Raw genomic sequence first — 22,334 nt, forward strand, 5'->3', positions numbered from 1 at the left:
CCTTCGCGGATGCGATCCTACCGTCGGCGCGGCGGGTGGGGGCGAGGACGTCGAGGCGGAGGCGGAGCACGGCCGAGCGGGGCCGCGCGAGCAAGCGCCTCCCGAGGGCCGACCGCTTCCACCGGGCCTGGACGAGGCCGTTAACGCAGAAGAACCCCGGCCTGAGCCGGGGGTTCTCCTGGTGTTGCCGTGGTGACCCCAGCGGGATTTGAACCCGCGTTACCGCCGTGAGAGGGCGACGTCCTAGGCCGCTAAACGATGGGGCCGCGTTTTTGCAACTCGAAGAGTGTTGCACACGGATCCGCATCGATGCAAATCGAGACGGTCGAGCGGGGAGCGTCCCCTCCTGAGGCGCGGAACCGCGGTGCAATCCTCCGCTGTGACAGCCCCCTCCGGGGCCGACCGCGAGGGGCGCCCGGCTCCTACGCTCGAGGTCCCCCCCACCCGCTTCCCGGCGGGCGGACGACCCCCGAGTCCCCACCCGCTCGGCGGGCGCACCACCCTGAGGAGCCGACAGATGCCGATCCGCCAGCACCTCCGATCCCGACTCCTCGCCGCCGTCCTGGCCCTCGGAGTCGTCGCCGCCGCCCTCGTCGCCGCCCCCACGGCGGCCGCTGCGGTCGCCCCCGCGTCGGTCGCCCTCTCCCCGGCGTCCGGCCCGGTCGGGACGAACGTCGTCGTCACCGGGGCAGCCTTCCCGAAGCGCTCCGCGGGCTCGCTCTCGGTGCTCGGGCGCTCCGCCGCCTTCACGACCAACGGCTCGGGCGCGTTCTCCGCGTCGATCACGATCCCCGCCGCGGCGGCCGGCCCCGCGACCGTCTCGGCGCGAGCCGGCTCGGCGACGGCGACGGCGGTCTTCACCGTCACCGCCCCTCCGGCCGCGCCCGTGATCAGCAGCGCGCGACTCCGCTTCGGGGTCACGACCCCCGGCGGAGCGTCCGCGAACGCCGAGCTCGACGCCGTCGCGACGCTGGCCGGCGAGAGCCCGTCGATCATCGTCTCGTACCAGGACTTCGGACAGCCGGCTCCGCTCGCGGACCTGCGCAGCGTCGCCGCCCGCGGGGCGACGAGCCTGATCACCTGGGAGCCCTGGCGCTGGGGCGGCGGCGTCGACCAGCCCGCGTACTCCTCCGCGCGCATCCTCGCCGGGGACCACGACGCCTACCTCACGAGCTGGGCGAGGACCTCGCCGCCTGGGGCTCGCCCGTCCTGCTCCGCTACGCGCACGAGATGAACGGCGACTGGTACCCCTGGTCGGACGGCGTGAACGGGAACGCTCCCGGCTCCTACGCGGCGGCGTGGAACCACGTGCACGCGATCTTCCAGGCGCAGGGCGCGACGAACGTGCAGTGGGTGTGGAGCCCGAACGTGCCCTACGACGGATCGGTCCCGCTCGACACGCTCTTCCCGGGTTCGGCCTCCGTCGACGTCCTCGCGCTGGACGGCTACAACTGGGGCACGGCGACGACCTGGAGCCCTGGACCTCCGCCGGCGCGCTCTTCGCCGCGGGCTGGACCAGGTGCGGTCGCTGGCCCCCGGCACACCGATCATCATCGGCGAGACGGCGTCCGCCGAGGCCGGCGGCTCGAAGGCGGCCTGGATCAGCGACCTGGTCGGGTACCTGAACGTCCAGCAGGACGTGGTCGGCCTGGTGTGGTTCCACCACGACAAGGAGGTGGACTGGCGGATCGACAGCTCGCCGTCCTCCGCCGCCGCGTTCGCCGGCGCCCTCGCCGCCCGCCGGGCCTGACGGCTCCGCCTTGCGACCGGGCGACGAGGGCGGTTAGCTCGGAGGCATGCGACTCACCAAGCTCGAGCACGCCGCCGTCCTCGTCGAGGAGGCCGGATCCCGCCTCGTGATCGATCCCGGAGGATTCACGCGTCCCGTCGAGGGCACCCCCGGGACCGTGGCCGTGGTCCTCACCCACGAGCACCCGGACCACTGGACGCCCGAGCAGCTCGAGCGCCTGCGCTCGGCGAACCCGTCGATCCGCTTCTTCGGACCGGCGGGCGTCGCGGCGGCCGCGGAGGGCTTCGCGGTCAAGACCGTCGCCGACGGCGACACCGTCGAGGTCGGTCCCTTCGAGCTGCGGTTCTTCGGCTCGCGGCACGCGGTCATCCACAGCTCGATCCCCGTGATCGACAACGTCGCGGTGCTGGTGAACGGGCGCTTCTACTACGCGGGCGACTCCTTCACCCGGCCCGACGGAGTCGACGTGGAGATCCTGGCCGCGCCCTCCGGTGCTCCCTGGATGAAGATCGCCGAGTCGATGGACCACGTGCTCGCCCTCGCACCGCGGCACGCCTTCGCGACGCACGAGGGGGTGCTGTCCGCGGCGGGCCGGAACATGGGCCACGACCGACTCGGCTGGGCGACCCGCGAGGGCGGCGGCGAGTACCACGCGCTGGAGCCCGGGGACGTGCTCGAGGTCTGAGCTCAGCGAGCGCCCGGCCAGCCGGGAGCGTCCGAGTCGGCGACGCTCGCGAGGTCCGCTGCGAAGTCGAAGCGCCAGCGCGCGCTCTCCCCGTTCCGCAGGACGCCGGGGAGCCAGAACCTCGCGTCGTCCCACATCCGCTCGAACGGGACGTCGTCCACCGCGACGAAGGATGCGGCGAGCTCGCTCGACTCCGTCACCTCACCCGAGAACCGGCGGCAGAGGAAGACGTGCGACCGCTGGCTCCACTCGGGCCGGTGCGGGAAGCGGTAGTCCAGGATCCCGTGCGCGACGAGATCACGCGGCTCGGCGTGCAGCCCGACCTCCTCGGCGAGCTCCCGCACGGCGGCCTCGACCGGCGACTCCCCCGGCTCGAGCTTCCCGCCCGGAGCGACGACGCGGCCCCGCCCCAGACCCCGGCGCTTCTCGCCGAGCAGCACCTCGACGCCTCCCGCGCGCTCGCGAAGGACGTAGACCACGCACACCTCGGGCAGTGGAGTCACCGCGCACCTCCGCTCTCGCGCGGGCCGGAGGCCGGTGACCGCCGTCGTAGGCTAGCCCGGTGACGACCACCTCCGCGCTCGAGCGCTTCCAGGCCCTGCTGCGGGTCGACACGGTGTCGCACTCCGACGAATCCGCGACCGACTGGTCGCGCTTCGAGGTCTTCGTCGAGCTGCTCGAGCAGTTCTACCCGGCCCTGCACGGCGCGCTGGAGCGCGAGATCGTCGCCGGGCACTCCCTGCTCTGGCGCTGGCGCGGCACGGTCGACGGCGATCCCGCGGTGCTGATGGCCCACTACGACGTCGTCAGCGTCACCCCGGAGGACTGGTCGAGCTCGCCGTTCGCCGCCGACACCGTCCTGCGGCCCGACGGGCGCACCTCGGTGATCGGCCGCGGCGCCCTCGACGACAAGGGCTCGCTCGTGGCCCTGCTCGAAGCGGTCGAGGCCGCGGTGCTGCGCGGCGAGCGTCCCGAGCGCGACGTCTACCTCCTCCGACGCACAACGAGGAGACGGCCGGCGACGGCGCGCCCTCGGTCGTCGCCCTGCTCGCCGCGCGCGGCGTGCGGCCCCGCTTCGTGCTGGACGAGGGCGGCAACGTCCGCCGCGGCATCCTGCCCGGCGTCACCACTCCGATCGCCGTCGTCGGAGTGACCGAGCGCGGCATCATGAACCTCGAGCTGACCTGCCGCGACGCCGGCGGCCACGCCTCCGCTCCCCCGCCCTTCCCGGGGCTCCTCGCCACGCAGCGGCTCGCGCGGGCCATCCACCGGCTGACCGAGAACCCGTTCCCGTCCACGCTGCCCGAGCCGATCGCCGAGCTCGTGCAGGCGGCTCTCCGCACGCCGATGCGGCGCACGCCGTCTGGTACGCCCGCCCGCACGAGCACCCGGACGCGGTGATCGGCGCCCTCGCCGCGCACTCCAACCGCTCGGCCGCGATGCTGCGCACCACCGTCGCCGTCACCCAGCTCCGCGGCAGCACCGGCGCGAACGTCCTCGCGTCGACCGCCAGCGCGGTCGCGAACGTGCGGATCAACCCGGGCGGCACCGTCGCGGGAGTGGTCGCCCGGATCCGCGACGTCATCGACGACCCGCAGGTCGAGGTCGAGGTGCGGGTGGCGCACGAGCCCTCCCCGGTCTCCTCGACCGGCGAGCGGGGCGACGGCGGACCCTACGACGTGCTGCGATCCGTGATCCACGAGGTCTTCCCCGAGGCGATCGTCGCGCCGTACGTGCAGACCGGCGGCAGCGACGCCCGCCACTTCCACGCGATCAGCGACGGCGTCTACCGCTTCATCCCCTTCGAGATCAGCCTGCAGCAGCAGCTCGGCATCCACGGAGCCGACGAGTCGGTCGAGGTCGACCAGTTCGAGCGCGCGATCGAGTTCTACGAGCGGCTGCTGCACCGGCTCTGAGCCGATCCGCCCTCGTTCCTCCGGTTCGCGCCGCTTGCTGGGAAAAGCGTTCGATGACGCGCCGCGCCGTGTTGGCCCCTCGTTCACCCCGCGATGATGGACTGGCGTCAGCGGGTGCAGTCCTGGATCCCGCGTCGTACCTTCGCCAGTGCCGATGCTGGAACAACCGATTCAGCTCCCGCCGATCGTGAAACCCGAGGATCATGACTGTCCGTCAGGCCGAGTACCCGCGGCCCAACCACTTCATCCTTCATCTCAGCGACACCCACTTCATCGCGGGCGACGGGGGCCTCTACGGCTCCGACGTCGACAGCGAGGCGCAGCTCCGCCGGCTCTTCGACGAGCTCGAGGAGTCCGGCGGACGGCCGGAGGCGATCGTCATCACCGGCGACCTCGCCGACAAGGGCGAGCCGGAGGCGTACGCCAAGCTCCGCGCGGTCGTCGAGCCGGCGGCCGCCCGCCTCGGCGCCGAGGTGATCTGGGTCATGGGCAACCACGACGACCGCGGTGCGCTCCGCTCGGAGCTGCTCGACCAGCTCCCGACCACGCAGCCCGTCGACCGCGTGCACGACGTGAACGGTCTGCGCATCATCGCGCTCGACTCGACCGTGCCCGGCGCCCACTACGGCGAGATCTCGGACGCGCAGCTCGACTGGCTCGCCGAGGAGCTGGCGAGCCCGGCACCCCACGGCACGATCCTGGCGCTGCACCACCCGCCGGTGCCGTCCGTGCTCGACCTCTCGGTGCTCGTGGAGCTACGCGACCAGCCGGCGCTGGCCGAGGTCCTCGAGGGGTCCGACGTCCGCAGCATCATCGCGGGCCACCTGCACTACTCCTCCACCGCCACCTTCGCGGGGATCCCCGTGTCGGTCGCCTCGGCCACCTGCTACACCCAGGACCTCAACGTCCCGGTCGGCGGCACCCGCGCGCGGAACGGCGCCCAGGCGTTCAACCTCATCCACGTCTACGACGGCACGGTGCTGCACTCGGTCGTGCCGATCGGCACCTCGACCGAGGTCTCGTACGTCTCGGCGAACGAGACCGAGCGGATCCTCGCGGCCGCCGGCGTCGAGATCGCCCCGGCCACCGCGGCACCGGTCTCGCGCGACGAGGCGCTCTACCCGCCGCTCGAGGAGCGCGTGGGCGTCAGCGCCTAGCGCACGGCTCGTCGGGCGCCCGCCGCGGGGGCGTCTTCGACGATCGTCGCTCGCTCTTCCTCCATCGCCCAGCCCGGATCGCCTCTGTCCGCCGTCCTCCGCTGATCGAACGGCAGGCACCGCGTCCGCCACTCACCTCCTCGGATCGAGCAGCACCGCACCGCACCGCGTCCGTCCGCCCTCCTCTGCTGATCGAGTAGCGCGCGCAGCGGGCGTCTCCCTCGCTGGTCGAGTAGCCCGCGCAGCGGGCGTATCGAGATCCACGTCCAGCAGCAGGTCTGCCTCCGAATCGCTCCTGGCACGTTCCGCCTCTGGACGGCGCGATCGCACTCGTGATGTCGGTGGTCGGTGGTGTCATCCTCGTATGGTTCTTCTGGATGTCGAGGCGAGGCCCGCGGGCGGCGGTCCGAGCGTGCGCGAGTGCTTCGACGACGCCCTCGTCGCCGCCGTCGGAGCCGCGTGCGCGGTCGACGCGTTCCGCGCACGAGCCGAAGCCGAGCGGGCGCAACTGATCGAGCTCGCCCGCCGCACGGCGATGACGCTCCCGGATGCGCTCGTCGATCCCCGCGTGCAGGCGCACGTCGAACGCGAGGAAGCCGCGATGCGAGCCCTGATCGCGGAGATCGCGACCGGCATGCGGGTCTCCGAATCCCTCGCTGCTGTCATCGTGGAGGAGAGCCGGATGCTCGTCAACGAGCTGCCGCAGACTCTGACGGCTCTGCGAGAAGCCGCGATCGCACCCGAGCACGCGCGCGTGATCATCCGGGTCGCACTCGATCTCCCGATCGAGGTGCGCGGCCGCTTCGACGACGCCGCAACGCCTCTCGCTCGCGAGTGCACACCTCCCCAGCTCCGGCGCCGCCTGCGGTCACTGCGCGAGCGCCTGCACCCGGAGTCGCTCACCGACCGCCACGCTCGGTGCGCCGCCCGCCGCGGCGTGTGGCTCGACGGCGACCTCGACGGCATGACCACCCTCCACCTGCACCTCCCCGCCCCCGACGCGCACGGAGCCTTCGACCGCATCGACCGCGTCGCCCGCAGCCTGAAAGACCTTCCCGACGAGGAGCGCACCCTCGGACAGCTGCGCGCCGACGTCGCCACCGCGCTCTTCCTCGACGGCGAGACCGCGCCGGGCCTGGATGGTTCCCAGCCCGCGACAGCGGTCCCACGGGGCATGCGGCCGCGGGTCTCCGTCACCGTGCCCGTCCTGACCCTGCTCGGACGCTCCGACGAACCCGGCTTCCTCGACGGCTACGGACCCATCGACCCCGCCACGGCCCGACGCCTGGCCGCCGACGCTCCCTCCTTCACCCGAATTCTGACCCACCCCGAGACCGGCGCGATCCTCTCCGTCGGACGCACCACCTACCGTGTCCCGGCAGACCTCCGCCGGGCCCTCGCCCACCGAGACGCCACCTGCCGGTTCCCCGGCTGCACCCGCTCCGCCCGCGACAGCGACGTCGACCACGGCATCGAGTGGCAGCACGACGGACCGACCGACGCCGACAACCTCGCCCACCTCTGCCGCCACCACCACCGACTCCGCCACACCACCACCTGGCAGGTCCACCACCGACCGGGCGGAATCCTCCACTGGACTAGCCCCACCGGACGACACCACACCACCGCGCCGGAGCCACCGCCGCAGCCGTTCCAGAGCACGGATTCCGGGAGACTGCCGGTCGACGGCGATCCACCTCCGTTCTGAGGAGGGACGTGAGAGCCCTTCTCCACAAGAGCGGACCGGCCACCGCGTGGTCGTTCGAAACGATCCGCCGCTCCGCCGACTCGAGGTCCGTCGCGCCGAGCCCTCTCCTGCCGGAGAGCACTCCGTCGTCAGCGCGGAGTCCGTGACGAGCGAAGGTGGGAGGCCCAGGACGAGCAGCGCCCGTCCTCAGCGCTCCGAGCGCCCCCGCGCCCGGTCGCGGGCGAACAGGTGACCGGCGAAGGCCAGCGCGGCACCGAGCGCGAGCCCGACGCCCACGCCCGCTCCGACCCCGATGCCGGGGAACACGAGCGAGCTCGCGATCCCCAGCAGCAGTCCGACGACCGCGCCGCCGACGCTCCAGAGCACGATCAGTCCTCGCGCTCCCACGGGGCGGCGATCGGGTAGTACTCCTCGAGGAACCCGATGACGGCCTTGGTGCGCGCCTCGGCCGAGATCTCGGGAAAGCTGCCGTCGTTGAGGCAGAAGAAGTCGACGCCGCGGTTCTTCAGCAGCTTCTTCATGTCCTTCAGGCCCTGGTGCATCGTCGTGTCGACGTACTTCACCTTGGCGTTCTCCTGCACGACGGCGCGCCCGGTCATCAGCGCGTAGTAGTGGTAGAGCGAGTTGGTGACCGAGACGTCGCTCGAGGAGCGGAAGCGGCTCGCGGCGGTCGCGGTGAACTCGGGCTCGAACTCGGTCTCGAGCTCGGCCATCACGCTCTTGCGCAGCGGAGTCGCCGCGTGCTCGAGGTGACGGGTGGTCATCGCACCGAAGCGCTCGCGCAGCAGGCGCCGGTTGACGCGCGCGGCGTTCTCGAAGCCGCTCCGGGAGGCGTTGGAGTCGCCCATGCCGATGCGGGTCGTCGCCTCGATGAACTTGGTGATGCCTCCGGGCGAGAAGAAGATCGACGGATCGACCGGGCGCCCGAAGAACATGTCGTCGTTGGAGTAGAGGAAGTGCTCGGCGAGCCCGGGGATGCGGTGCAGCTGGCTCTCGACGGCGTGCGAGTTGTGGGTCGGCAGCACCGAGAGATCGCGGAAGTGGTCCTCGCTGCGCACGAGGGTGACGTCCGGGTGCTCGTCGAGCCACCGGGGACGGGGCGAGTCGGTGACGATGTAGATGTGCCGGATCCAGGGCGCGTACATGTAGACGCTGCGCAGCGCGTACTTGAGCTCGTCGATCTGGCGGAAGCGGGCAGGGGCGTCGTCGCCCTCGCCGACCACGTAGCTGGCCATGCGGGCGGCGCGGGCGCGCTGGAACTCGAGATCGGTGCCGTCGACCCACGAGAAGACGATGTCGACCTCGAAGCGGATGTCGCTGACGAGCGGCTCGAACATGCCCTCGAAGGTCGGCCAGGTGCGTCCGTAGGCCTCGACGTGCGCGTCGATGGCCTCGGCGACGGGGAGGCTGTTGCGCATGAGCGCGTTCTCGGCGGGAGTGATGATCTCCTCCTCGCCCACCTTCCACAGCTCGAGACGCACCCGCTGCGGGCGCCGTAGCGGAGTGATCCGGTGGAGGAGACGCGGGGGCGGAAGAGCGAGAAGACGTAGGCGCGCGGGTAGGGCGCGATCATGCCCTCGGCGATCAGGTGCGGCGGCGTGCCGCGCTTGTCGAGGGTCTTCACGTAGAAGGGCTCGGTCGCGAAGGCGCGGGCCAGCAGGGTCGCGAGCTCGGTGCCGAGCGAGCGGTCGACCGCGAGGAACGGAGCGCCGTCGGTGCCGCGGATCAGCCGGTAGGGGAATTCCGCCTCGTCGAGCACCTCGCCGATCGCGATCAGGTCTTCCGTCCAGGCTGCTTTCGGCGTCGTACTCGAGTTCACCAGCGAGAACAGACCGGCGTGGACGACGACGTCGTCCCGGTCGAAATGGCGGGGACGCAGGAGCGGGGACGGGAGAGCACGGACGGAAGGCATGATTCACATTATCCGCCGCCTGTTTCCCGTGCGTTACCGCCGGATCAGCTTGACAGCGAGTCGAATCGCGCGAAGGCCTCGTCGGCGGCGCTCTGCGCATCCCGGGCCCGGTGCCCCTCCTCGGCGAACGCGACGCCGAGGGCCGCGGCCGGCTCGCCGAGCCGGGCGGCGCGAGCGGAGTGCTCGCCCAGTGCGCGGCGTGCGGCGAGCGCGTCGCGCTGCTCCCCCAGTGCGTCCGCGATGTCCTCCGCGACGCTCCCTCCGGTGCACGCGGGGGCCGACCGCGGAGGGGACGACCGAGCGCCACGCCTCGACGACGTAGCGCAGCCGCTTCGCCGCCTTGCGGACCTCGTGCCGATCCGGTCCGCTGCGCGCCGTCTCCAGACGCGACAGCTCCTTCTTCAGCGACCGCTTCACCAGCTTCCGAGCGCTCGAGCCCGCCTTCGCGGTCCTCGGCGGGTCGCCGATCAGCTCGTCGAGCGACGCCAGCAGGTCGAGGTACCGGCCGCCGCGCAGAGTGCGGGCGACGCGGCGGAGCGCGACACCGTGCCGGCCCTCGATGTCGACCAGGATGCTCGACTCCGACACGGCGGCCGCGGGCAGCTGCTCGGCGGCGGCGGCGAGACCGGCGCGCAGCCGGGCTCCCAGCACCTCCTCGTCCCTCGCGGCGCCGAGGACTCCGCCCAGCCAGCGCAGCTCGTCGCGGATCGGATCGGTGGCGCTGCGGTCCAGGACCGAGCGGGAGGCGGCGAGCACGCTGCGCAGCCGCCGGCAGAGCGTCCGCATCCGGTGCAGTGCGTTCTCGGCCTCGAGGCGCACGAAGGGGTCGACGGCGCGGAGCTCGGCCAGCAGCTCGACGACCGCGGCGAGCGCCGCCTCTCCCCCGTCGCGCGGGGCGGAACGGCTCACGTCGATCGGCCCCCCGGTCGCGCGGGCGAGCTTCGACGCGCTCTCGGCCGGTCGGGCGCCGCTCCGAGCAGCCGCCGCTCCACCGCCTCGAGCACCGCCTCCTCGCCCCCGGGGGCATCGACGAGCTCGACCTCCCACTCCCGCCAGCGCCGCTCGACTCCGGTGCGCTCGTCGCGGGCGACGACGAGGTCGTCGGCCACCTCGGCGAGCTGGCGGCCGTCGGCGGCGAGCACTCGGGTGATCCCCCGCGATGTCCTCGAGCAGGGCGAGGGGCTCGAGCCGCGAGCGGCCGACGTGGCCGAGCACCGCCGAGCGGATGACCGCCGGCACCGTGCTGGACTCGGTGAGCGGCGCGTGGATCTCGGTGCGCCCCGCGGAGCCGGGAAGCTTGACGTGCCAGCCCTCGTCCGCTCCGCCCGCCCGGCGCCGCAGGGTGATGCGGCCGCGCGAGAGGGCGCGCCCCGAGGTGTCGAAGTACTCGGCCCGCAGAGCGACCGGGGCCTGGCGCTCCGTGGACGCCACTGGTCCGGCTCCCGCGAGATCGGGCAGCTCGGTCTCGGCGCCGACGTCGTACTTGCGCTCGATCTCGGTCTGCGTGTGCGAGGTGCGACCCCCGGTCGCGGCGGGCTTCTTCGACTTCTTCGCACTCGGCATGGTCCATTCTGCGCACGGCGGACGCGTGCGGCACCCCGGGGCGCCCGGGTGCCGCTCCGGCTTAGGCTGAGGGGATGACTGCGCCCGTCCCGCCCGTCGCCCGCCGCGTCCCCCTGGAGCGCCGTCATCACGGCGACACGGTGGTCGATCAGTACGAGTGGCTCCGCGAGAAGGAGGACCCCGGGGTCCTCGCCCATCTCGAGGCCGAGAACGCCTACACCGACGCGGTCCTCGAGCCGCTGGCGCCGCTGCGGGAGCGGCTCTTCGAGGAGATCCGCTCGCGGACGAAGGAGACCGACCTGTCGGTGCCCGTCCGCGAGGGCGCCTGGTGGTACTTCTCGCGCTCCTTCGAGGGCCGCCAGTACGCGGTGCACCGCCGGGCTCCGATCAGCGGGCCCGACGACTGGACCCCGCCCGCCCTCGGAGAGGGCGCCGAGCTCCCCGGCGAGCAGATCGTCCTCGACGGCAACGCCGAGGCGGAGGGGCACGAGTTCTTCTCCCTCGGCAGCTTCGACATCAGCGCCGACGGCCGCTACCTGCTCTTCGGCACGGACGTCGAGGGCGACGAGCGCTACACGCTCCGCATCCGCGACCTCGCGACCGGCGAGGACCTGCCCGACGTCGTCGAGCAGACGGGCGGCGGAGCGACCTTCGGCGCCGACGCCCGCCACGTCTTCTACCCGACCGTCGACGAGTCGTGGCGGCCGGACACGATCATGCGCCACGAGGTCGGCACCGACGCCGCCGCCGACGTGGTCGTCTTCACCGAGCCTGACGAGCGCTACTGGATCGGCGTCGGCCTCACCCGCAGCCGCCGCTTCCTGGTCATCGAGATCGGCAGCAAGATCACCAGCGAGTGCCTCCTGCTCGACGCGCAGGACCCCACCGGCGAGTTCCGCTCCGTGTGGCCGCGGCGCGAGGGAGTGGAGTACGAGGTCGAGCACGCCGTCCTCGACGGGCGAGACCGCCTCCTCATCGTGCACAACGACGCGGCGCTCGACTTCGAGATCGTGGAGGAGCCGGCCGATCTCTCCCTGAGTGCCGAGGAGCGCGCGCAGCAGCGGCGCGTCGTGGTGCCCCACCTCGCCGGTCGCCGCATCGAGGGCGTCGACGCCTTCGCCCGGCACGTGGTCGTCTCCTACCGGTCGGAGGGCGCGACGCGCCTGGGCCTGCTCCGGGAGGGCGACGGCGAGGCCGCGCTCGACGAGATCGTCTTCGACGAGCCGCTCTACGATGCGGGGCTCGCCGGCAATCCGGAGTGGGAGCAGACGTCCCTCCGCCTCGCGTACACCTCGTTCGTCACCCCTCGACGGTGCTCTCGCTCGACGTCGCGACCGGCGGGCGCACCGTGCTGAAGCAGCAGCCCGTGCTCGGCGACTACGACCCCGAGCGCTACGTGCAGCGCCGGGAGTGGGCGACGGCGCAGGACGGCACGCGGATCCCGCTCTCCCTGGTCTGGCGCCGCGACGCCGCCGATCCCGACACGGCCCCGGCTCCGCTGATCCTCTACGGCTACGGCTCCTACGAGGCGAGCATCGATCCCGGCTTCTCGATCCCCCGGCTCTCACCGCTCGATCGCGGAGTCGTCTTCGCGATCGCGCATGTGCGCGGTGGCGGCGAGATGGGCCGCTCGTGGTACGAGAACGGCAGGACGCTCACCAAGAAGGCGACGTTCACCGACTTCGTCGACTCCGCCCGGCACCTCGTCGAGGCCGGGTTCACGACTCCGGAGCGGCTCGTCGCCCAGGGCGGCTCGGCCGGCGGTCTGCTGGTGGGCGCGGTCGCGAACCTCGCCCCGGAGCTGTTCGCGGGCGTCCTGGCCCAGGTGCCGTTCGTCGACGCGCTGACCTCGATCCTGGATCCGTCGCTGCCGCTGACGGTCATCGAGTGGGACGAGTGGGGCGATCCGCTGCACGACGCCGAGGTCTACGCCTACATGAAGTCCTACTCGCCCTACGAGAACGTGCGGGACGGAGTGCGGTACCCGCGGATCCTCGCGACGACCAGCCTCAACGACACCCGGGTTCTCTACGTGGAGCCGGCGAAGTGGGTCGCGCGGCTCCGCGAGGCCGGGGCGCCGGCTCTGCTCAAGATCGAGATGACGGCCGGGCACGGCGGGGTGAGCGGCCGCTACGAGCGCTGGCGCGAGGTGGCCTTCGAGTACGCGTGGATGCTGGACGTGCTCGGAGCCTCCTGAGCGTCCCGCTCCGATCCGGCGGCCCCGCCGCAAGCCCCACCCGTGTGTCACCCCCGACGCGTAGGGTTCGGGGTGCCGACGAAGGGAAGAGCATGAGCGCAGGCCTGTCGATCGACCGGATCGCCGCATGGGTGGCGGATCAGCGGTGGTACGCGAGCAAGGGGCGGCGCCCCGAGCTCGAGGTCCGCGGAGCGTGGTCGCTGCACCCCGAGGGCGGTGAGGTGGTGGACCACCTCTTCATCGACCGGGCGGGGACATCGCCCGTGCTCTACCAGGTGCCCGTGTCCGTGCACCCGGCACCCGTCGCCGGCCTCGAGGACGCGCTCGTCTACTCCGACGGCGAGCGCTGGGTCTACGACGCCCCGCGCGACCCCTTCTTCGCGCGCGCTCTGCTCGGCATGATCGCCGACGGCGGCCGCTCCGACGAGGACGGCGCCGAGGGCGGCGCCCGCGCCGAGGGGCACCGGCAGCCGGGTGCTGTGATCGGCGCGTTCGCGTCGTCGAAGGTGCTCAGCGGTGAGCAGTCGAACACCTCCGTCATCGTGTCGACCACGGCGGAGGACGGCTCCGCCGGCACCCCCGTGATCGTCAAGGTCTTCCGAGCGCTGCACCACGGCGACAACCCCGACGTGACGGTGCAGTCGGCGCTCAACGCGGCCGGCAGCGCTCTGGTCCCGCCCGTCATCGGCAACGTCACGGGCGAGTGGGACGATGAGGGCGAGCCGAGCGGGCGGGCCTTCGGGCACCTCGCCTTCGCCCAGGAGTTCCTCCCCGGTGTCCAGGACGCGTGGCGGGTCGCCCTCGAGGCGGTCGGCGCCGACTCCGACTTCACCGGCCCCGCCCGCGAGCTGGGCTCGGCGACCGCCGCGGTGCACGCCACGCTCGCCGACGTCCTCGAGACGGAGGAGGCGACTCCCGAGGTCGTCGAGCGGATCGTCGCCACCATGCGCCGTCGCCTGCGGATCGCCTCGTCGGAGGTGCCGGTCATCGCAGAGGACTCCGAGGCGATCGACGCCGTCTTCCGCGCGGCCGCGGCCGCGCCCTGGCCCCGGCTGCAGCGCATCCACGGCGACTACCACCTGGGGCAGGTGCTCCTCGTCCCCGGACGTGGCTGGGTCCTGCTCGACTTCGAGGGCGAGCCCCTGCGTCCGATGAACGAGCGGCGGATGCCCGACGTGGCCCTGCGCGACGTCGCGGGCATGCTGCGCTCCTTCGACTACGCCGCCGGAGCGCACGAGCAGAGCTCCCCCGGCTCGAGTCGCGCCGAGTGGGCCGCGGCGAGCCGCGCCGCGTTCCTCGAGGGGTACTCCGAGCGCGCGGGCGACGCCGTCGAGGCGCACCGCGCCGTGCTCGACGCGTTCGAGCTCGACAAGGCCGTCTACGAGGCGATCTACGAGGCTCGCAATCGCCCCCAGTGGCTGTCGATCCCGGTCACCGCGGTGCAGCGGCTCGTCGGACGCTCGTAGGGTGCAGGTATGAGCGAACGCGACGAGAAGTCCGACGAGAAGCCCCTGGACCCGCTGAGCGACTTCAGCATCCCGGGTGACACCGATCTGCACACCGACGGCGACGCCTCGGGGGCCGACGGAACCGAGGTCGCGGAACCGGGCTCCGCGGACGACCGGAAGTAGGACCTCGGGAGGGGCAGCCGGATCACCGGCGGCTCCTCCCGCCCTCGTTCCGGGAGAGCGCGGGCGCCGCTCCGACCGGACCCGCTGCCGCTCACCGTGTCAGAGCCAACCCCAGCGCTTGAACAGGCGGTGCAGGATCACGCTCGACGCGACCATCAGCCCCAGCGCGGCCGGGTAGCCCCACGCCACGTGCAGCTCCGGCATCACGTCGAAGTTCATGCCGTAGACGCTCGAGATCATGGTCGGCGCGAAGAAGATGGCCGCCCAGGCCGAGATGCGCTTGACCTCGTCGTTCTGCTGGTTGCCCGCCTCCGCCAGCCGCTTCATGTCCTCGTTCTGCCGCTGCGCGACGAGGGTCGCGTTCACCGCGAGGATCTCGCGGAGGGTCGTCCGGAAGCCCTCGACGCGCTCGTCGACGACGGCGACGTGATCGGCGACGTCGCGGAGGTAGCGGCGCAGCTCGACGTCCTCGCGGAACACCTCGAAGTCGGTGACGAGGCGTCCGAGCATGCCCGTGAGCGGCCGGGTGGCGCGCTGGAAGTCGAGCACCTCCTGGCTCAGCTCGTAGATGCGCCGTGACACCGCGGGGTCCCCCTCGAAGACCTGGGCCTCGATCTCGTCGATGTCGTTCTCGAGGCCGGCGACCACCGGCGAGTACTGGTCGACCACGGCGTCCAGGATCGCGTAGAGGACCGCCACCGGGCCCTTGCGCAGGAGCTCGGGGTCGGCCTCCATCCGGCGCCGCACGAGGGAGAGGTCCGGCTTCTCGGAGTGCCGGACGGTCACCACGAAGTTCGGGCCGACGAAGAGGTGCAGCTCGCCGAAGTCGACCTCCTCGCGCTGATCGGCGTAGCTCGCGGCCCGCAGGACCACGAACATGTCGCTGCCGTAGCGCTCGAGCTTCGGCCGCTGGTGGGCGCTGATCGCGTCCTCGATCGCGAGGGGTGCATCGAGAACTCGTCCTCGAGAGCCGCGAGCTCGCCCTCGGTCGGGCGGTAGAGCCCGATCCAGGCCATGGCGTCGGGGAGCCGCTGCAGCGCGGAGAGCGCCTCCGGGATGCTCCCGGGCGAGACGATCCGGCGGCCGTCCTGGTAGATCGCGTTGTCGACGGTGCTGGTGCGCGGCGGAGACCTCGACGGGGCGCAGCCGCTCGATCGGGGCGGTGTCCTCGGCGGCCGCGCGCGTACGCGAGCCGAGACCGAGGGAGGGGACGCGGGAAGCTTCACGGTCGACTCCTCTCGCCTTCGCCGACGACCCATTGTGCACCTCCCGGTGAACAGCGGGTGTCCGACGTCGATCCGCCCCGACGCGGCCGGGCGGTCGGGCGGTGTCGGAGGCCCTCAGTAGCCTGGAGCGAGTCAGGGGGCCACCCCGCACGCCAGGAGGGACGACGTCGGTGAAGCTGCTCCACACCTCCGACTGGCACATCGGCCGCACCTTCCACGGTCATTCGAGCGTGCCCGCGCTGCGCCGGGTGCTCGAGGCGCTCGTCGCGACCGTGCGCGAGGAGGCCGTCGACGTGGTGCTCGTGGCGGGCGACGTCTTCGACTCGGCGGTGCCGGCCGGCGAGCACTACGCCCTGCTCACCCGCACGCTCGAGGAGCTCCGCGGCGCCGGCGCCGAGGTCGTCCTGACCAGCGGCAACCACGACTCCCCGCGCGGCTGGGCTTCCAGGCCGGGCTCCTGCGCACCTCCGGCGTCCACGTGCTCACCGATCCCGAGGCGTACGCCGAGCCGGTCGTGCTCCGCGACGAGCACGGGGAGGTCGGCGTCTACGGCATCCCCTACCTCGAGCCGGCGCTCTACCGCCACCGGCACCCCGAGGAGTCGCTCCGCCGGCACGAGGACGTCCTCGCCTTCGCGATGCGGCGGATCCGCGCCTCGGCCGGGGCCGCCGGGCGACGCTGGGTCGTCCTCTCGCACTGCTTCGCCGTCGGCGCGCCCGCCGGCACCGTCGAGCGCGACATCACCGCCGGGGGCATCGACTACGTCTCGGTCGACCACTTCGCCGACGCCGACTACGCCGCTCTCGGGCACATCCACGGCCGGGCCGAGCTGCTGCCGAACGTCCGCTACTCCGGTGCGCCCCTGCACTACTCCTTCGGCGAGGCGGCGAAGCCCCGCGGCGGCTGGATCGTGGAGGTCGGCGCCGACGGGCTGCAGGACGTCCGCTGGTCGCCGCTTCCCGTGCCCCGCAGGCTCAGCGTGATCGAGGGGCGGCTCGACGAGCTGCTGGCCGATCCGACGCTCGCGCAGGAGGAGCAGGACTGGGTCTCGGCCGTGCTGACCGACGAGGTGCGCCCCCTCGACGCGATGGCGCGTCTGCAGTCCCGATTCCCCGGCTGCGTGACCCTGGAGCACCGGCCGCCGAGCGCGCCCGCCGGCGAGCCGACCGCCTACGCCGAGCGGATCCGCGGGCGCAGCGACGTCGAGATCGTCGACGACTTCCTCGCCCACGTGCGCGGCCGCGGCGCCTCCGACGCCGAGCGCGGGATCGTCCTCGACGCTCTCGCGGCGGTCGACGCCGAGGCCCTGCGGTGAGGATCCGGCGCCTCGCCTTCGCCGGACTCGGACCGTTCCGCGACCCTCAGGAGATCGACTTCGACCGGACTCGAGGACGTCGGCATCTACCTCATCGCGGGCCGCACCGGCGCGGGCAAGTCGACGATCCTCGACGCGATCAGCTTCGCCCTCTACGGCTCCGTGCCCCGCTTCGACGGCACGTCGGCACGACTCTGAGCGATCACAGCGCGCCCGAGGACGAGACGTTCGCCGAACTCGACTTCGAGGCCGCGGGGCGGCTCTACCGGATCCGGCGCTCGCCCGAGTACGAGCGCCCGGCCAAGCGCGGGGGCGGCACGACGCGACAGGCGGCGAAGGTCTCGCTCCTGGAGTGCGTGGGCGGCTCCTGGAGCGGCGTCTCCTCCAGCGCGAAGGAGACGGGGATCGAGATCGGCCGCATCGTCGGGCTGACGAAGGACCAGTTCCTGCAGGTGATCCTGCTGGCGCAGAACCGCTTCCACGAGTTCCTCCTCGCCAAGAACGACGAGCGGCAGAAGCTGCTGCGCACGCTCTTCGCCACCGAGCGCTACGAGCTGCTCCGGCGGCGCCTGCTCGATCAGCGGCAGGAGAGCGCCGCCGCCCTCGAGGAGGAGAGGTCGGCCGTCGCGGCCCTCGCCGACGAGGCGCGCCGCCTGGGCAGGACGGAGGAGGGCGAGGTGATCGATGCGGCGTGGTTCGCGGGTCTCGTCGCCTCCCTCGCGCCGGCGCTCCTCGAGGCGCGGTCGGACGTCGATCGGGCCGACGACGCGCAGATCGAGGCGCGGGCGGCCCTCGACGCCGCGTCGCTCCTCCGTCGCGCCCAGGATCGCCGCTCCCGAGCCCTGCGCGAGAGCGAGGAGCTCGCGGTCGCCGAGGCCGTCGTCGTCGCCCAGCGCGAGCGCGTCGAGCTCGCACGTCGGGCCGACGGAGTACTCCCGGTGCTCCGGTCGGCGGCGTCCGCCCGCACCGCGGCCGAGAGGGCGGCCGCCGAGCGAGACGGCGCGGCCGAGCTGTTCGGCGCCGTGCTCGCGGAGCCCGCCGAGCGAGCCGGGGCCGCCGACCGGTCGGAGGCTCTCGGGCGCCGCTTGGGAGCACTGGCGGAGGCCCTCGCCGAGGAGCGCCGGATCCCCGATGCCGAGAAGGCGGTGGAGCGGGCCGAGCGCGCTCGTGCGAAGGCTCTCGCCTCGCTCGAGCGGCTCGATGACGAGCTGAAGGGGCTGCCGGTCCGGCTCGACGCCCTCGCCGCGGAGGAGGAGTCGCTCACTCCCCAGGCGGCGACCGTCCCTCCCGCACCGAGGAGCTCGCCGCGCTGGAGCGACGGATCGCGGCCGCCGTCGAGCGCGAGGCCGCCGCGTCGTCGCTCGCGTCGCTCCGCACGGCCTACGCCGAGACCGGACGCCGGCACCGCGACCTCGCGGCCGAGCACTCGGCCCTCGTCTCCCGCCGGTTCGCCGGCTTCGCCGGGGAGCTCGCCACGGCCCTGGTCCCCGGGGAGCCCTGCCCCGTCTGCGGTGCTCACGAGCACCCGCGTCCGGCCGAGCACGGCGACCTCGCCCCGGTCTCGACCGAGGACCTCGACCGGGCCCGGGCAGCGGTCGACGCGGCCGCTCGGACCATGGACCGCGCCCGTGATCGCGAGAGCACCGCGGCGCTCGCGCTCGCCGCGCTCGAGGAGCGGGCGGGAGTGGACACTCCGGCCTCTCTCGACCTCGCGCTGATCGAGGGGCGCGAGCGGCTGGCCACCGCCCGCGCCGCCGCGTCGCGCTGCGAAGCCCTGCGGAGCGAGCGCGGCACGCTGCGCCGCCGGCTCGACGAGCTGACCGCGCTCCGCGAGAGCGCCCGCACCGACGACGACCGCCTGACCCGGGAGGCGACGATCGCGGCCGAGGCGCTGCGGACCCTCCTCGAGAGGGTCGAGGGCGCAGCGCGACGGCGCCGACAGCATCGCCTCCCGCGTGGCCGAGCTGACCGAGCGGCGCCGCGTCGCCGATGCCCTCGTGGCGGCGGAGGACCTCCTGGTCGTGCGCACCCGTGCCGCCGATGAGGCGCAGGAGCACCTCGCGTCGGTGCTCGCCGAGCGCGGCTTCGAGGCGCGGCCTCCGCCGAGGCGGCGGCGCTCACCGCGGGCGAGCGTGCGCGGGCCGAGGCCGTCGTCGCCGAGCACGAACGGCGCCGGGCCGCCGTCGACGCGGTACTCGCGGAGCCCGAGCTGCAGGGGCTGCCCACGACCCCCGTCGACCTCGCCGGCGCCGAGGAAGCGGCCCGGCTCGCCTCCGCCCGCCGCGACGAGGCGCGCTCGCGGCTCTCGGTGCTCGAGCACCGCGCCGCACGACTGGCCGAGCTGGCCGCCCTCGCCGAGAGCAGGCTGCTCTCGCTCGAGGGCCGGCTCCGTCGGCACGAGGAGCTGCGCGCGCTCGCCGAGACGATCGACGGGCGCGGGCAGAACACGCGTCGCATGGATCTCGAGGCGTTCGCGCTCGCGGGCCGCCTCGAGGAGATCGTGGGCGCGGCGAACCTCCGCCTCGGCGCGATGACGAGCGGCCGCTACTCGCTGCTCCACGACGACTCCCTCGCCTACCGCAACGCCTCCTCCGGCCTCGGGATCGAGGTGCTCGACGCGTTCACAGGCGTGCGCCGCCAGCCCGCCTCGCTCTCGGGAGGCGAGACGTTCCTCGCGTCACTCGCGCTCGCCCTCGGTCTCGCCGACGTCGTCACGGCCCAGTCGGGCGGCATCACGCTCGAGACGATGTTCATCGACGAGGGCTTCGGCTCGCTCGACGCCGAGACCCTCGAGACCGCGCTGGGCACGCTCGACGCGCTGCGGTCCGGCGGTCGCACGATCGGGCTCATCAGCCACGTCGACGCGATGCGCGAGCGGCTGCCGATCGGGCTCCGCGTCGTGGTGGGCGCCCGCGGCGACAGCACGCTGCGCACCGACTGAGCGCCGCTCCCTGCAGTTCTGCCCCGGCCGCGCTCCCCGCACTGCGACCCTGCACTAGGGCCTCGAGGACCGGTGCCTCGCGACCGCGTCCGTGTTGCCGCAGCGCGCGGAGCAGTAGCGCTGCCGGCCGGCGCGGGACTCGTCGACGAACACCCGGTCGCAGCCTCCTCGGGCGCAGACGCCCATCCGGAGCCCCGCCGCCGCGGACACGAAGAAGGCGAGACCTCCTGCGGTCACCGAGCGCACCCGGGTGACGACGTCACTGCCGTCGGGAACGAGGTGCAGATGCGGCGGCATCCCGTCGTGGGTGGCGACGAACAGCGATCCGGCGACCTCCGCGAGCAGGCCGTTCACCTCGCCGCAGCGCGCCTGGACCGAGCCGGCCGCGAAGACGCGCCGCAGCCGCGCCGCCCAGTCCCGCAGCGCCAGCGTGTCGGACGGAGCGAGGCCCGGCTCGCGGACGCCCTGCGCCTGCAGCAGCGGCTCGATCGGGTCGTCGGGCGCGGCGTTCACCAGCGCGGCCGCGAGTCGCGGACCGACCTGGTGCCGGTGGTCGAAGGTCATCCGCCGACTGTAATGGTTGAACGCCTCCGATCCCTTACGAGAGCATCGGTGCATGCACGAGCACCGCTGGACCCGACTCTCCCGCCACTCGACCAGCGAGGGGTCGTCGGTTATCTACTCTGCTCCTGCGGCGCACGGGAGATCGAGCTCGTCCCGCTCGCTCCTGCCGTCGTGCTCGCCGCCCGAAACTCTCCGACCAGCTGCTGGTGACCGGACGACTCGGGATCGCCGTCGCGGGCACGGCGAGATCGTGGTCGCCAGGCACTAGGGTCGTGCGCAGTGACACGGGGTGCCCGCCTGGGCTGAGAGAAGACCCGTTGAACCTGATCTAGTTCGTACTAGCGAAGGGATGTCGCGAATGAGCATTCGCACGCCTGCCCACCCGACCCTCCACGACCTCGACGGGGCCGCCGTCGGCCGCGATCTCGAGGAGCTGCGCCGCAGGGCGCCACTCGTCCAGTGCATCACCAACGCGGTGGTGACCGGATTCACCGCCAACAGCCTCCTCGCCCTGGGGGCGAGCCCCGCCATGGCCGATCTCCCGGGCGAGGCGGGCGTCTTCGCCGGGCTCGCGTCGGCGACGCTCGTGAATCTCGGGACGCCCGGGTCAGAGCAGCGCTCCGGGGCGCGGGAGGCGATCGCGACCGGGCCGCTCTGGGTGCTCGATCCGGTCGCCGTCGGGCCACTGCCGGTCCGCACCGCCTTCGCCGCCGAGATCCTCGACCAGGGGCCCTCGATCATCCGCGGCAACGCCTCCGAGATCCTCGCCCTCGCCGGTCTCGGTGCCGGCGGTCGGGGTGTCGACGCCGTCGACGGGGCCGAGGATGCGCTCGACGCCGCGAAGGAACTCGCCCGGCGCACGGGAGCCGCCGTCGCTGTCTCCGGCCCCGTCGACGTCGTCACCGACGGAGTCGCGGTCGTCCGTGTCACCGGCGGGCACCCGCTGCTGACCCGCGTCACGGGCGGAGGCTGCGCCCTCGGCGCCGTGATGGCCGCCTTCCTCGGCGCCGCCGACCCCGCCCCCGGAGCCGCCCTCCGCGCCGCCGTCGCGGGCTCGGTCGTCTGGGGGATGGCCGCCGAGCGCGCGGCGCGCACCGCGGCCGGTCCCGGCTCGTTCGCCGTGGCCCTCCTCGACGAGGTCTCCTCCCTCGACGCGTCCGTCGTCGCGCAGGGGGCGAGGATCGCGTGAGCGCCCTCGACCTCTCCCTTTACCTCGTCACCGACACGCGGCAGTGCGGAGCGCGCGGCGTGCCGGCCGTCGTGTCCGCCGCGGTCCTGGGTGGCGTCCGCACTGTCCAGATCCGCGACCACGACGCCTCGGCCGCCGAGCTGCTCGCCCTCGTCCTCGCCGTCGCCGACGTGCTCGACGAGCGCACGACCCTCGTGGTGGACGATCGCGTCGACGTCGCCCTCGCCGCCCGCCTGGCCGGAGCGCGGGTGCACGGGTCCACCTCGGGCAGTCAGACCTGCCCGTCCTCGCCGCCCGGCAGCTCCTGGGCCCGGACGCCGTCCTCGGACTGACGGCGAACACGCCCGCGCACCTCGAGGCCGTGCACGCCCTGCCCGCGGGTACCGTCGACTACCTGGGCGTCGGAGTGATCCGGCCGACCGCGACGAAGCCCGACCACCCGGTACCGCTCGGGATCGACGGGTTCGCGGATCTCGCGGCCGCGACTCCGCTCCCCTGCGTCGCCATCGGCGGCGTGGGCCTGCACGATGCGGCGGCCCTGCGCGCCGCGGGGCCGCCGGCCTCGCTGTCGTCTCGGCGA

At 73.3% G+C, this 22,334-nt stretch carries 21 protein-coding genes, 1 tRNA gene, 5 pseudogenes and 1 riboswitch; of the genes and pseudogenes, 20 read left to right on the forward strand and 7 right to left on the reverse strand.

Going from position 1 to position 22,334, the window contains the following annotated elements:
• Positions 1-190: 190 nt before the first annotated feature.
• Positions 191-266: transfer RNA gene (locus AC0CII_RS07350), tRNA-Glu, on the reverse strand.
• 251 nt (positions 267-517) lie between these two features.
• Here AC0CII_RS07350 and AC0CII_RS07355 point away from each other — a divergent pair.
• The 4 genes and pseudogenes from AC0CII_RS07355 to AC0CII_RS07370 all read left to right on the forward strand — a co-directional run bounded on the left by AC0CII_RS07355 (position 518) and on the right by AC0CII_RS07370 (position 2,435).
• Positions 518-1,234, forward strand: coding sequence for a hypothetical protein (locus AC0CII_RS07355; RefSeq protein ID WP_465228974.1), 717 nt, complete (start codon positions 518-520; stop codon positions 1,232-1,234).
• Positions 1,231-1,392: pseudogene (locus AC0CII_RS07360) on the forward strand (beta-mannanase); the annotation flags it as partial. The gene AC0CII_RS07355 and the pseudogene AC0CII_RS07360, both read left to right, overlap by 4 nt.
• Positions 1,393-1,519: 127 nt before the next feature.
• Entirely contained in the window at positions 1,520-1,750 is a 231-nt protein-coding gene (locus AC0CII_RS07365; RefSeq protein WP_465229108.1) for a hypothetical protein, read from the forward strand.
• 46 nt (positions 1,751-1,796) lie between these two features.
• Positions 1,797-2,435 (forward strand): MBL fold metallo-hydrolase, encoded by a 639-nt coding sequence (locus AC0CII_RS07370; protein ID WP_465225608.1) that lies wholly within the window; start codon positions 1,797-1,799, stop codon positions 2,433-2,435.
• A 2-nt stretch (positions 2,436-2,437) separates the two neighbouring features.
• On the opposite strand, the gene AC0CII_RS07375 is transcribed toward AC0CII_RS07370, so the two are convergent.
• The gene (locus AC0CII_RS07375; RefSeq protein WP_465228975.1) at positions 2,438-2,914 is read right to left on the reverse strand and encodes an 8-oxo-dGTP diphosphatase; all 477 of its coding nucleotides are present in this window, start codon (positions 2,912-2,914) and stop codon (positions 2,438-2,440) included.
• Positions 2,915-2,997: 83 nt separating this feature from the next.
• Here AC0CII_RS07375 and AC0CII_RS07380 point away from each other — a divergent pair, with 83 nt between their 5' ends.
• The 5 genes from AC0CII_RS07380 to AC0CII_RS07400 all read left to right on the forward strand — a co-directional run bounded on the left by AC0CII_RS07380 (position 2,998) and on the right by AC0CII_RS07400 (position 7,216).
• The gene (locus tag AC0CII_RS07380; protein WP_465228976.1) at positions 2,998-3,588 is read left to right on the forward strand and encodes a M20/M25/M40 family metallo-hydrolase; all 591 of its coding nucleotides are present in this window, start codon (positions 2,998-3,000) and stop codon (positions 3,586-3,588) included.
• Positions 3,585-3,836, forward strand: a complete 252-nt coding sequence (locus tag AC0CII_RS07385; RefSeq protein ID WP_465228977.1) for a hypothetical protein — start codon at positions 3,585-3,587, stop codon at positions 3,834-3,836. Before AC0CII_RS07380 ends, AC0CII_RS07385 begins: the two co-directional genes overlap by 4 nt.
• Entirely contained in the window at positions 3,833-4,351 is a 519-nt protein-coding gene (locus AC0CII_RS07390) for a M20/M25/M40 family metallo-hydrolase (RefSeq protein WP_465228978.1), read from the forward strand. Before AC0CII_RS07385 ends, AC0CII_RS07390 begins: the two co-directional genes overlap by 4 nt.
• Before the next feature lie 203 nt (positions 4,352-4,554).
• A complete protein-coding gene (locus tag AC0CII_RS07395) occupies positions 4,555-5,508 on the forward strand; it encodes a phosphodiesterase (RefSeq protein WP_465225606.1) in 954 nt (317 codons plus the stop codon).
• A 412-nt stretch (positions 5,509-5,920) separates the two neighbouring features.
• A complete protein-coding gene (locus AC0CII_RS07400; protein ID WP_465228979.1) occupies positions 5,921-7,216 on the forward strand; it encodes an HNH endonuclease signature motif containing protein in 1,296 nt (431 codons plus the stop codon).
• Positions 7,217-7,402: 186 nt separating this feature from the next.
• Here AC0CII_RS07400 and AC0CII_RS07405 read toward each other — a convergent pair whose 3' ends face one another.
• The 3 genes from AC0CII_RS07405 to AC0CII_RS07415 are packed head-to-tail and all read right to left on the reverse strand — an operon-like array spanning position 7,403 to position 10,691.
• Complete coding sequence (locus AC0CII_RS07405; RefSeq protein WP_465225605.1) at positions 7,403-7,582, reverse strand: hypothetical protein; 180 nt, start codon at positions 7,580-7,582, stop codon at positions 7,403-7,405.
• Between the two features lie 2 nt (positions 7,583-7,584).
• Positions 7,585-9,135: a stealth family protein gene (locus tag AC0CII_RS07410; protein WP_465228980.1), complete on the reverse strand. Its 1,551-nt coding sequence runs from the start codon at positions 9,133-9,135 to the stop codon at positions 7,585-7,587.
• A gap of 26 nt (positions 9,136-9,161) precedes the next feature.
• Positions 9,162-10,691 carry a CYTH and CHAD domain-containing protein gene (locus tag AC0CII_RS07415; RefSeq protein WP_465228981.1) on the reverse strand — a complete coding sequence of 510 codons (1,530 nt, stop codon included), beginning with the start codon at positions 10,689-10,691 and terminating at the stop codon, positions 9,162-9,164.
• 74 nt (positions 10,692-10,765) lie between these two features.
• Here AC0CII_RS07415 and AC0CII_RS07420 point away from each other — a divergent pair.
• The 3 genes and pseudogenes from AC0CII_RS07420 (at position 10,766) to AC0CII_RS07430 (ending at position 14,519) form a co-directional block, all read left to right on the forward strand.
• Positions 10,766-12,888: pseudogene (locus AC0CII_RS07420) on the forward strand (S9 family peptidase).
• Positions 12,889-12,980: 92 nt separating this feature from the next.
• Positions 12,981-14,354 carry a maltokinase N-terminal cap-like domain-containing protein gene (locus AC0CII_RS07425; protein WP_465225601.1) on the forward strand — a complete coding sequence of 458 codons (1,374 nt, stop codon included), beginning with the start codon at positions 12,981-12,983 and terminating at the stop codon, positions 14,352-14,354.
• Positions 14,355-14,363: 9 nt separating this feature from the next.
• Positions 14,364-14,519, forward strand: coding sequence for a hypothetical protein (locus AC0CII_RS07430; RefSeq protein WP_465225600.1), 156 nt, complete (start codon positions 14,364-14,366; stop codon positions 14,517-14,519).
• A gap of 99 nt (positions 14,520-14,618) precedes the next feature.
• On the opposite strand, the pseudogene AC0CII_RS07435 reads toward AC0CII_RS07430, so the two are convergent.
• Positions 14,619-15,778 (reverse strand): annotated as a pseudogene (locus AC0CII_RS07435) (magnesium and cobalt transport protein CorA).
• 197 nt (positions 15,779-15,975) lie between these two features.
• On the opposite strand from AC0CII_RS07435, the pseudogene AC0CII_RS07440 reads away from it, so the two are divergent.
• From AC0CII_RS07440 to AC0CII_RS07460, 5 genes and pseudogenes are all read left to right on the forward strand, one after another.
• Positions 15,976-16,116, forward strand: a pseudogene (locus tag AC0CII_RS07440) (exonuclease sbcCD subunit D); the annotation flags it as partial.
• A 107-nt stretch (positions 16,117-16,223) separates the two neighbouring features.
• Positions 16,224-17,060 carry an exonuclease SbcCD subunit D gene (locus AC0CII_RS07445; protein ID WP_465228982.1) on the forward strand — a complete coding sequence of 279 codons (837 nt, stop codon included), beginning with the start codon at positions 16,224-16,226 and terminating at the stop codon, positions 17,058-17,060.
• On the forward strand, positions 17,057-18,778 hold the full coding sequence (locus AC0CII_RS07450; protein WP_465228983.1) for a sbcc family protein: 1,722 nt from the start codon (positions 17,057-17,059) through the stop codon (positions 18,776-18,778). Before AC0CII_RS07445 ends, AC0CII_RS07450 begins: the two co-directional genes overlap by 4 nt.
• Positions 18,745-19,104 carry a hypothetical protein gene (locus tag AC0CII_RS07455; protein WP_465228984.1) on the forward strand — a complete coding sequence of 120 codons (360 nt, stop codon included), beginning with the start codon at positions 18,745-18,747 and terminating at the stop codon, positions 19,102-19,104. Before AC0CII_RS07450 ends, AC0CII_RS07455 begins: the two co-directional genes overlap by 34 nt.
• A gap of 264 nt (positions 19,105-19,368) precedes the next feature.
• Positions 19,369-20,001, forward strand: a complete 633-nt coding sequence (locus AC0CII_RS07460; protein ID WP_465228985.1) for an SbcC/MukB-like Walker B domain-containing protein — start codon at positions 19,369-19,371, stop codon at positions 19,999-20,001.
• 54 nt (positions 20,002-20,055) lie between these two features.
• Here AC0CII_RS07460 and AC0CII_RS07465 read toward each other — a convergent pair whose 3' ends face one another.
• Positions 20,056-20,565: a CGNR zinc finger domain-containing protein gene (locus tag AC0CII_RS07465; protein ID WP_465225597.1), complete on the reverse strand. Its 510-nt coding sequence runs from the start codon at positions 20,563-20,565 to the stop codon at positions 20,056-20,058.
• 275 nt (positions 20,566-20,840) lie between these two features.
• A riboswitch (TPP riboswitch) is annotated at positions 20,841-20,932 on the forward strand.
• Here AC0CII_RS07465 and thiM point away from each other — a divergent pair.
• From thiM to AC0CII_RS07480, 3 genes and pseudogenes are all read left to right on the forward strand, one after another.
• Positions 20,924-21,754 (forward strand): hydroxyethylthiazole kinase, encoded by an 831-nt coding sequence (gene thiM, locus AC0CII_RS07470; protein WP_207402517.1) that lies wholly within the window; start codon positions 20,924-20,926, stop codon positions 21,752-21,754. Its footprint overlaps the riboswitch before it by 9 nt.
• On the forward strand, positions 21,751-22,086 hold the full coding sequence (locus tag AC0CII_RS07475) for a thiamine phosphate synthase (protein WP_465228986.1): 336 nt from the start codon (positions 21,751-21,753) through the stop codon (positions 22,084-22,086). The genes thiM and AC0CII_RS07475 overlap by 4 nt, the downstream gene beginning before the upstream one ends.
• Positions 22,059-22,247 (forward strand): annotated as a pseudogene (locus AC0CII_RS07480) (thiamine phosphate synthase); the annotation flags it as partial. The gene AC0CII_RS07475 and the pseudogene AC0CII_RS07480, both read left to right, overlap by 28 nt.
• Positions 22,248-22,334 lie beyond the last annotated feature (87 nt).

It is taken from the genome of Rathayibacter sp. AC182, from assembly GCF_979253875.1.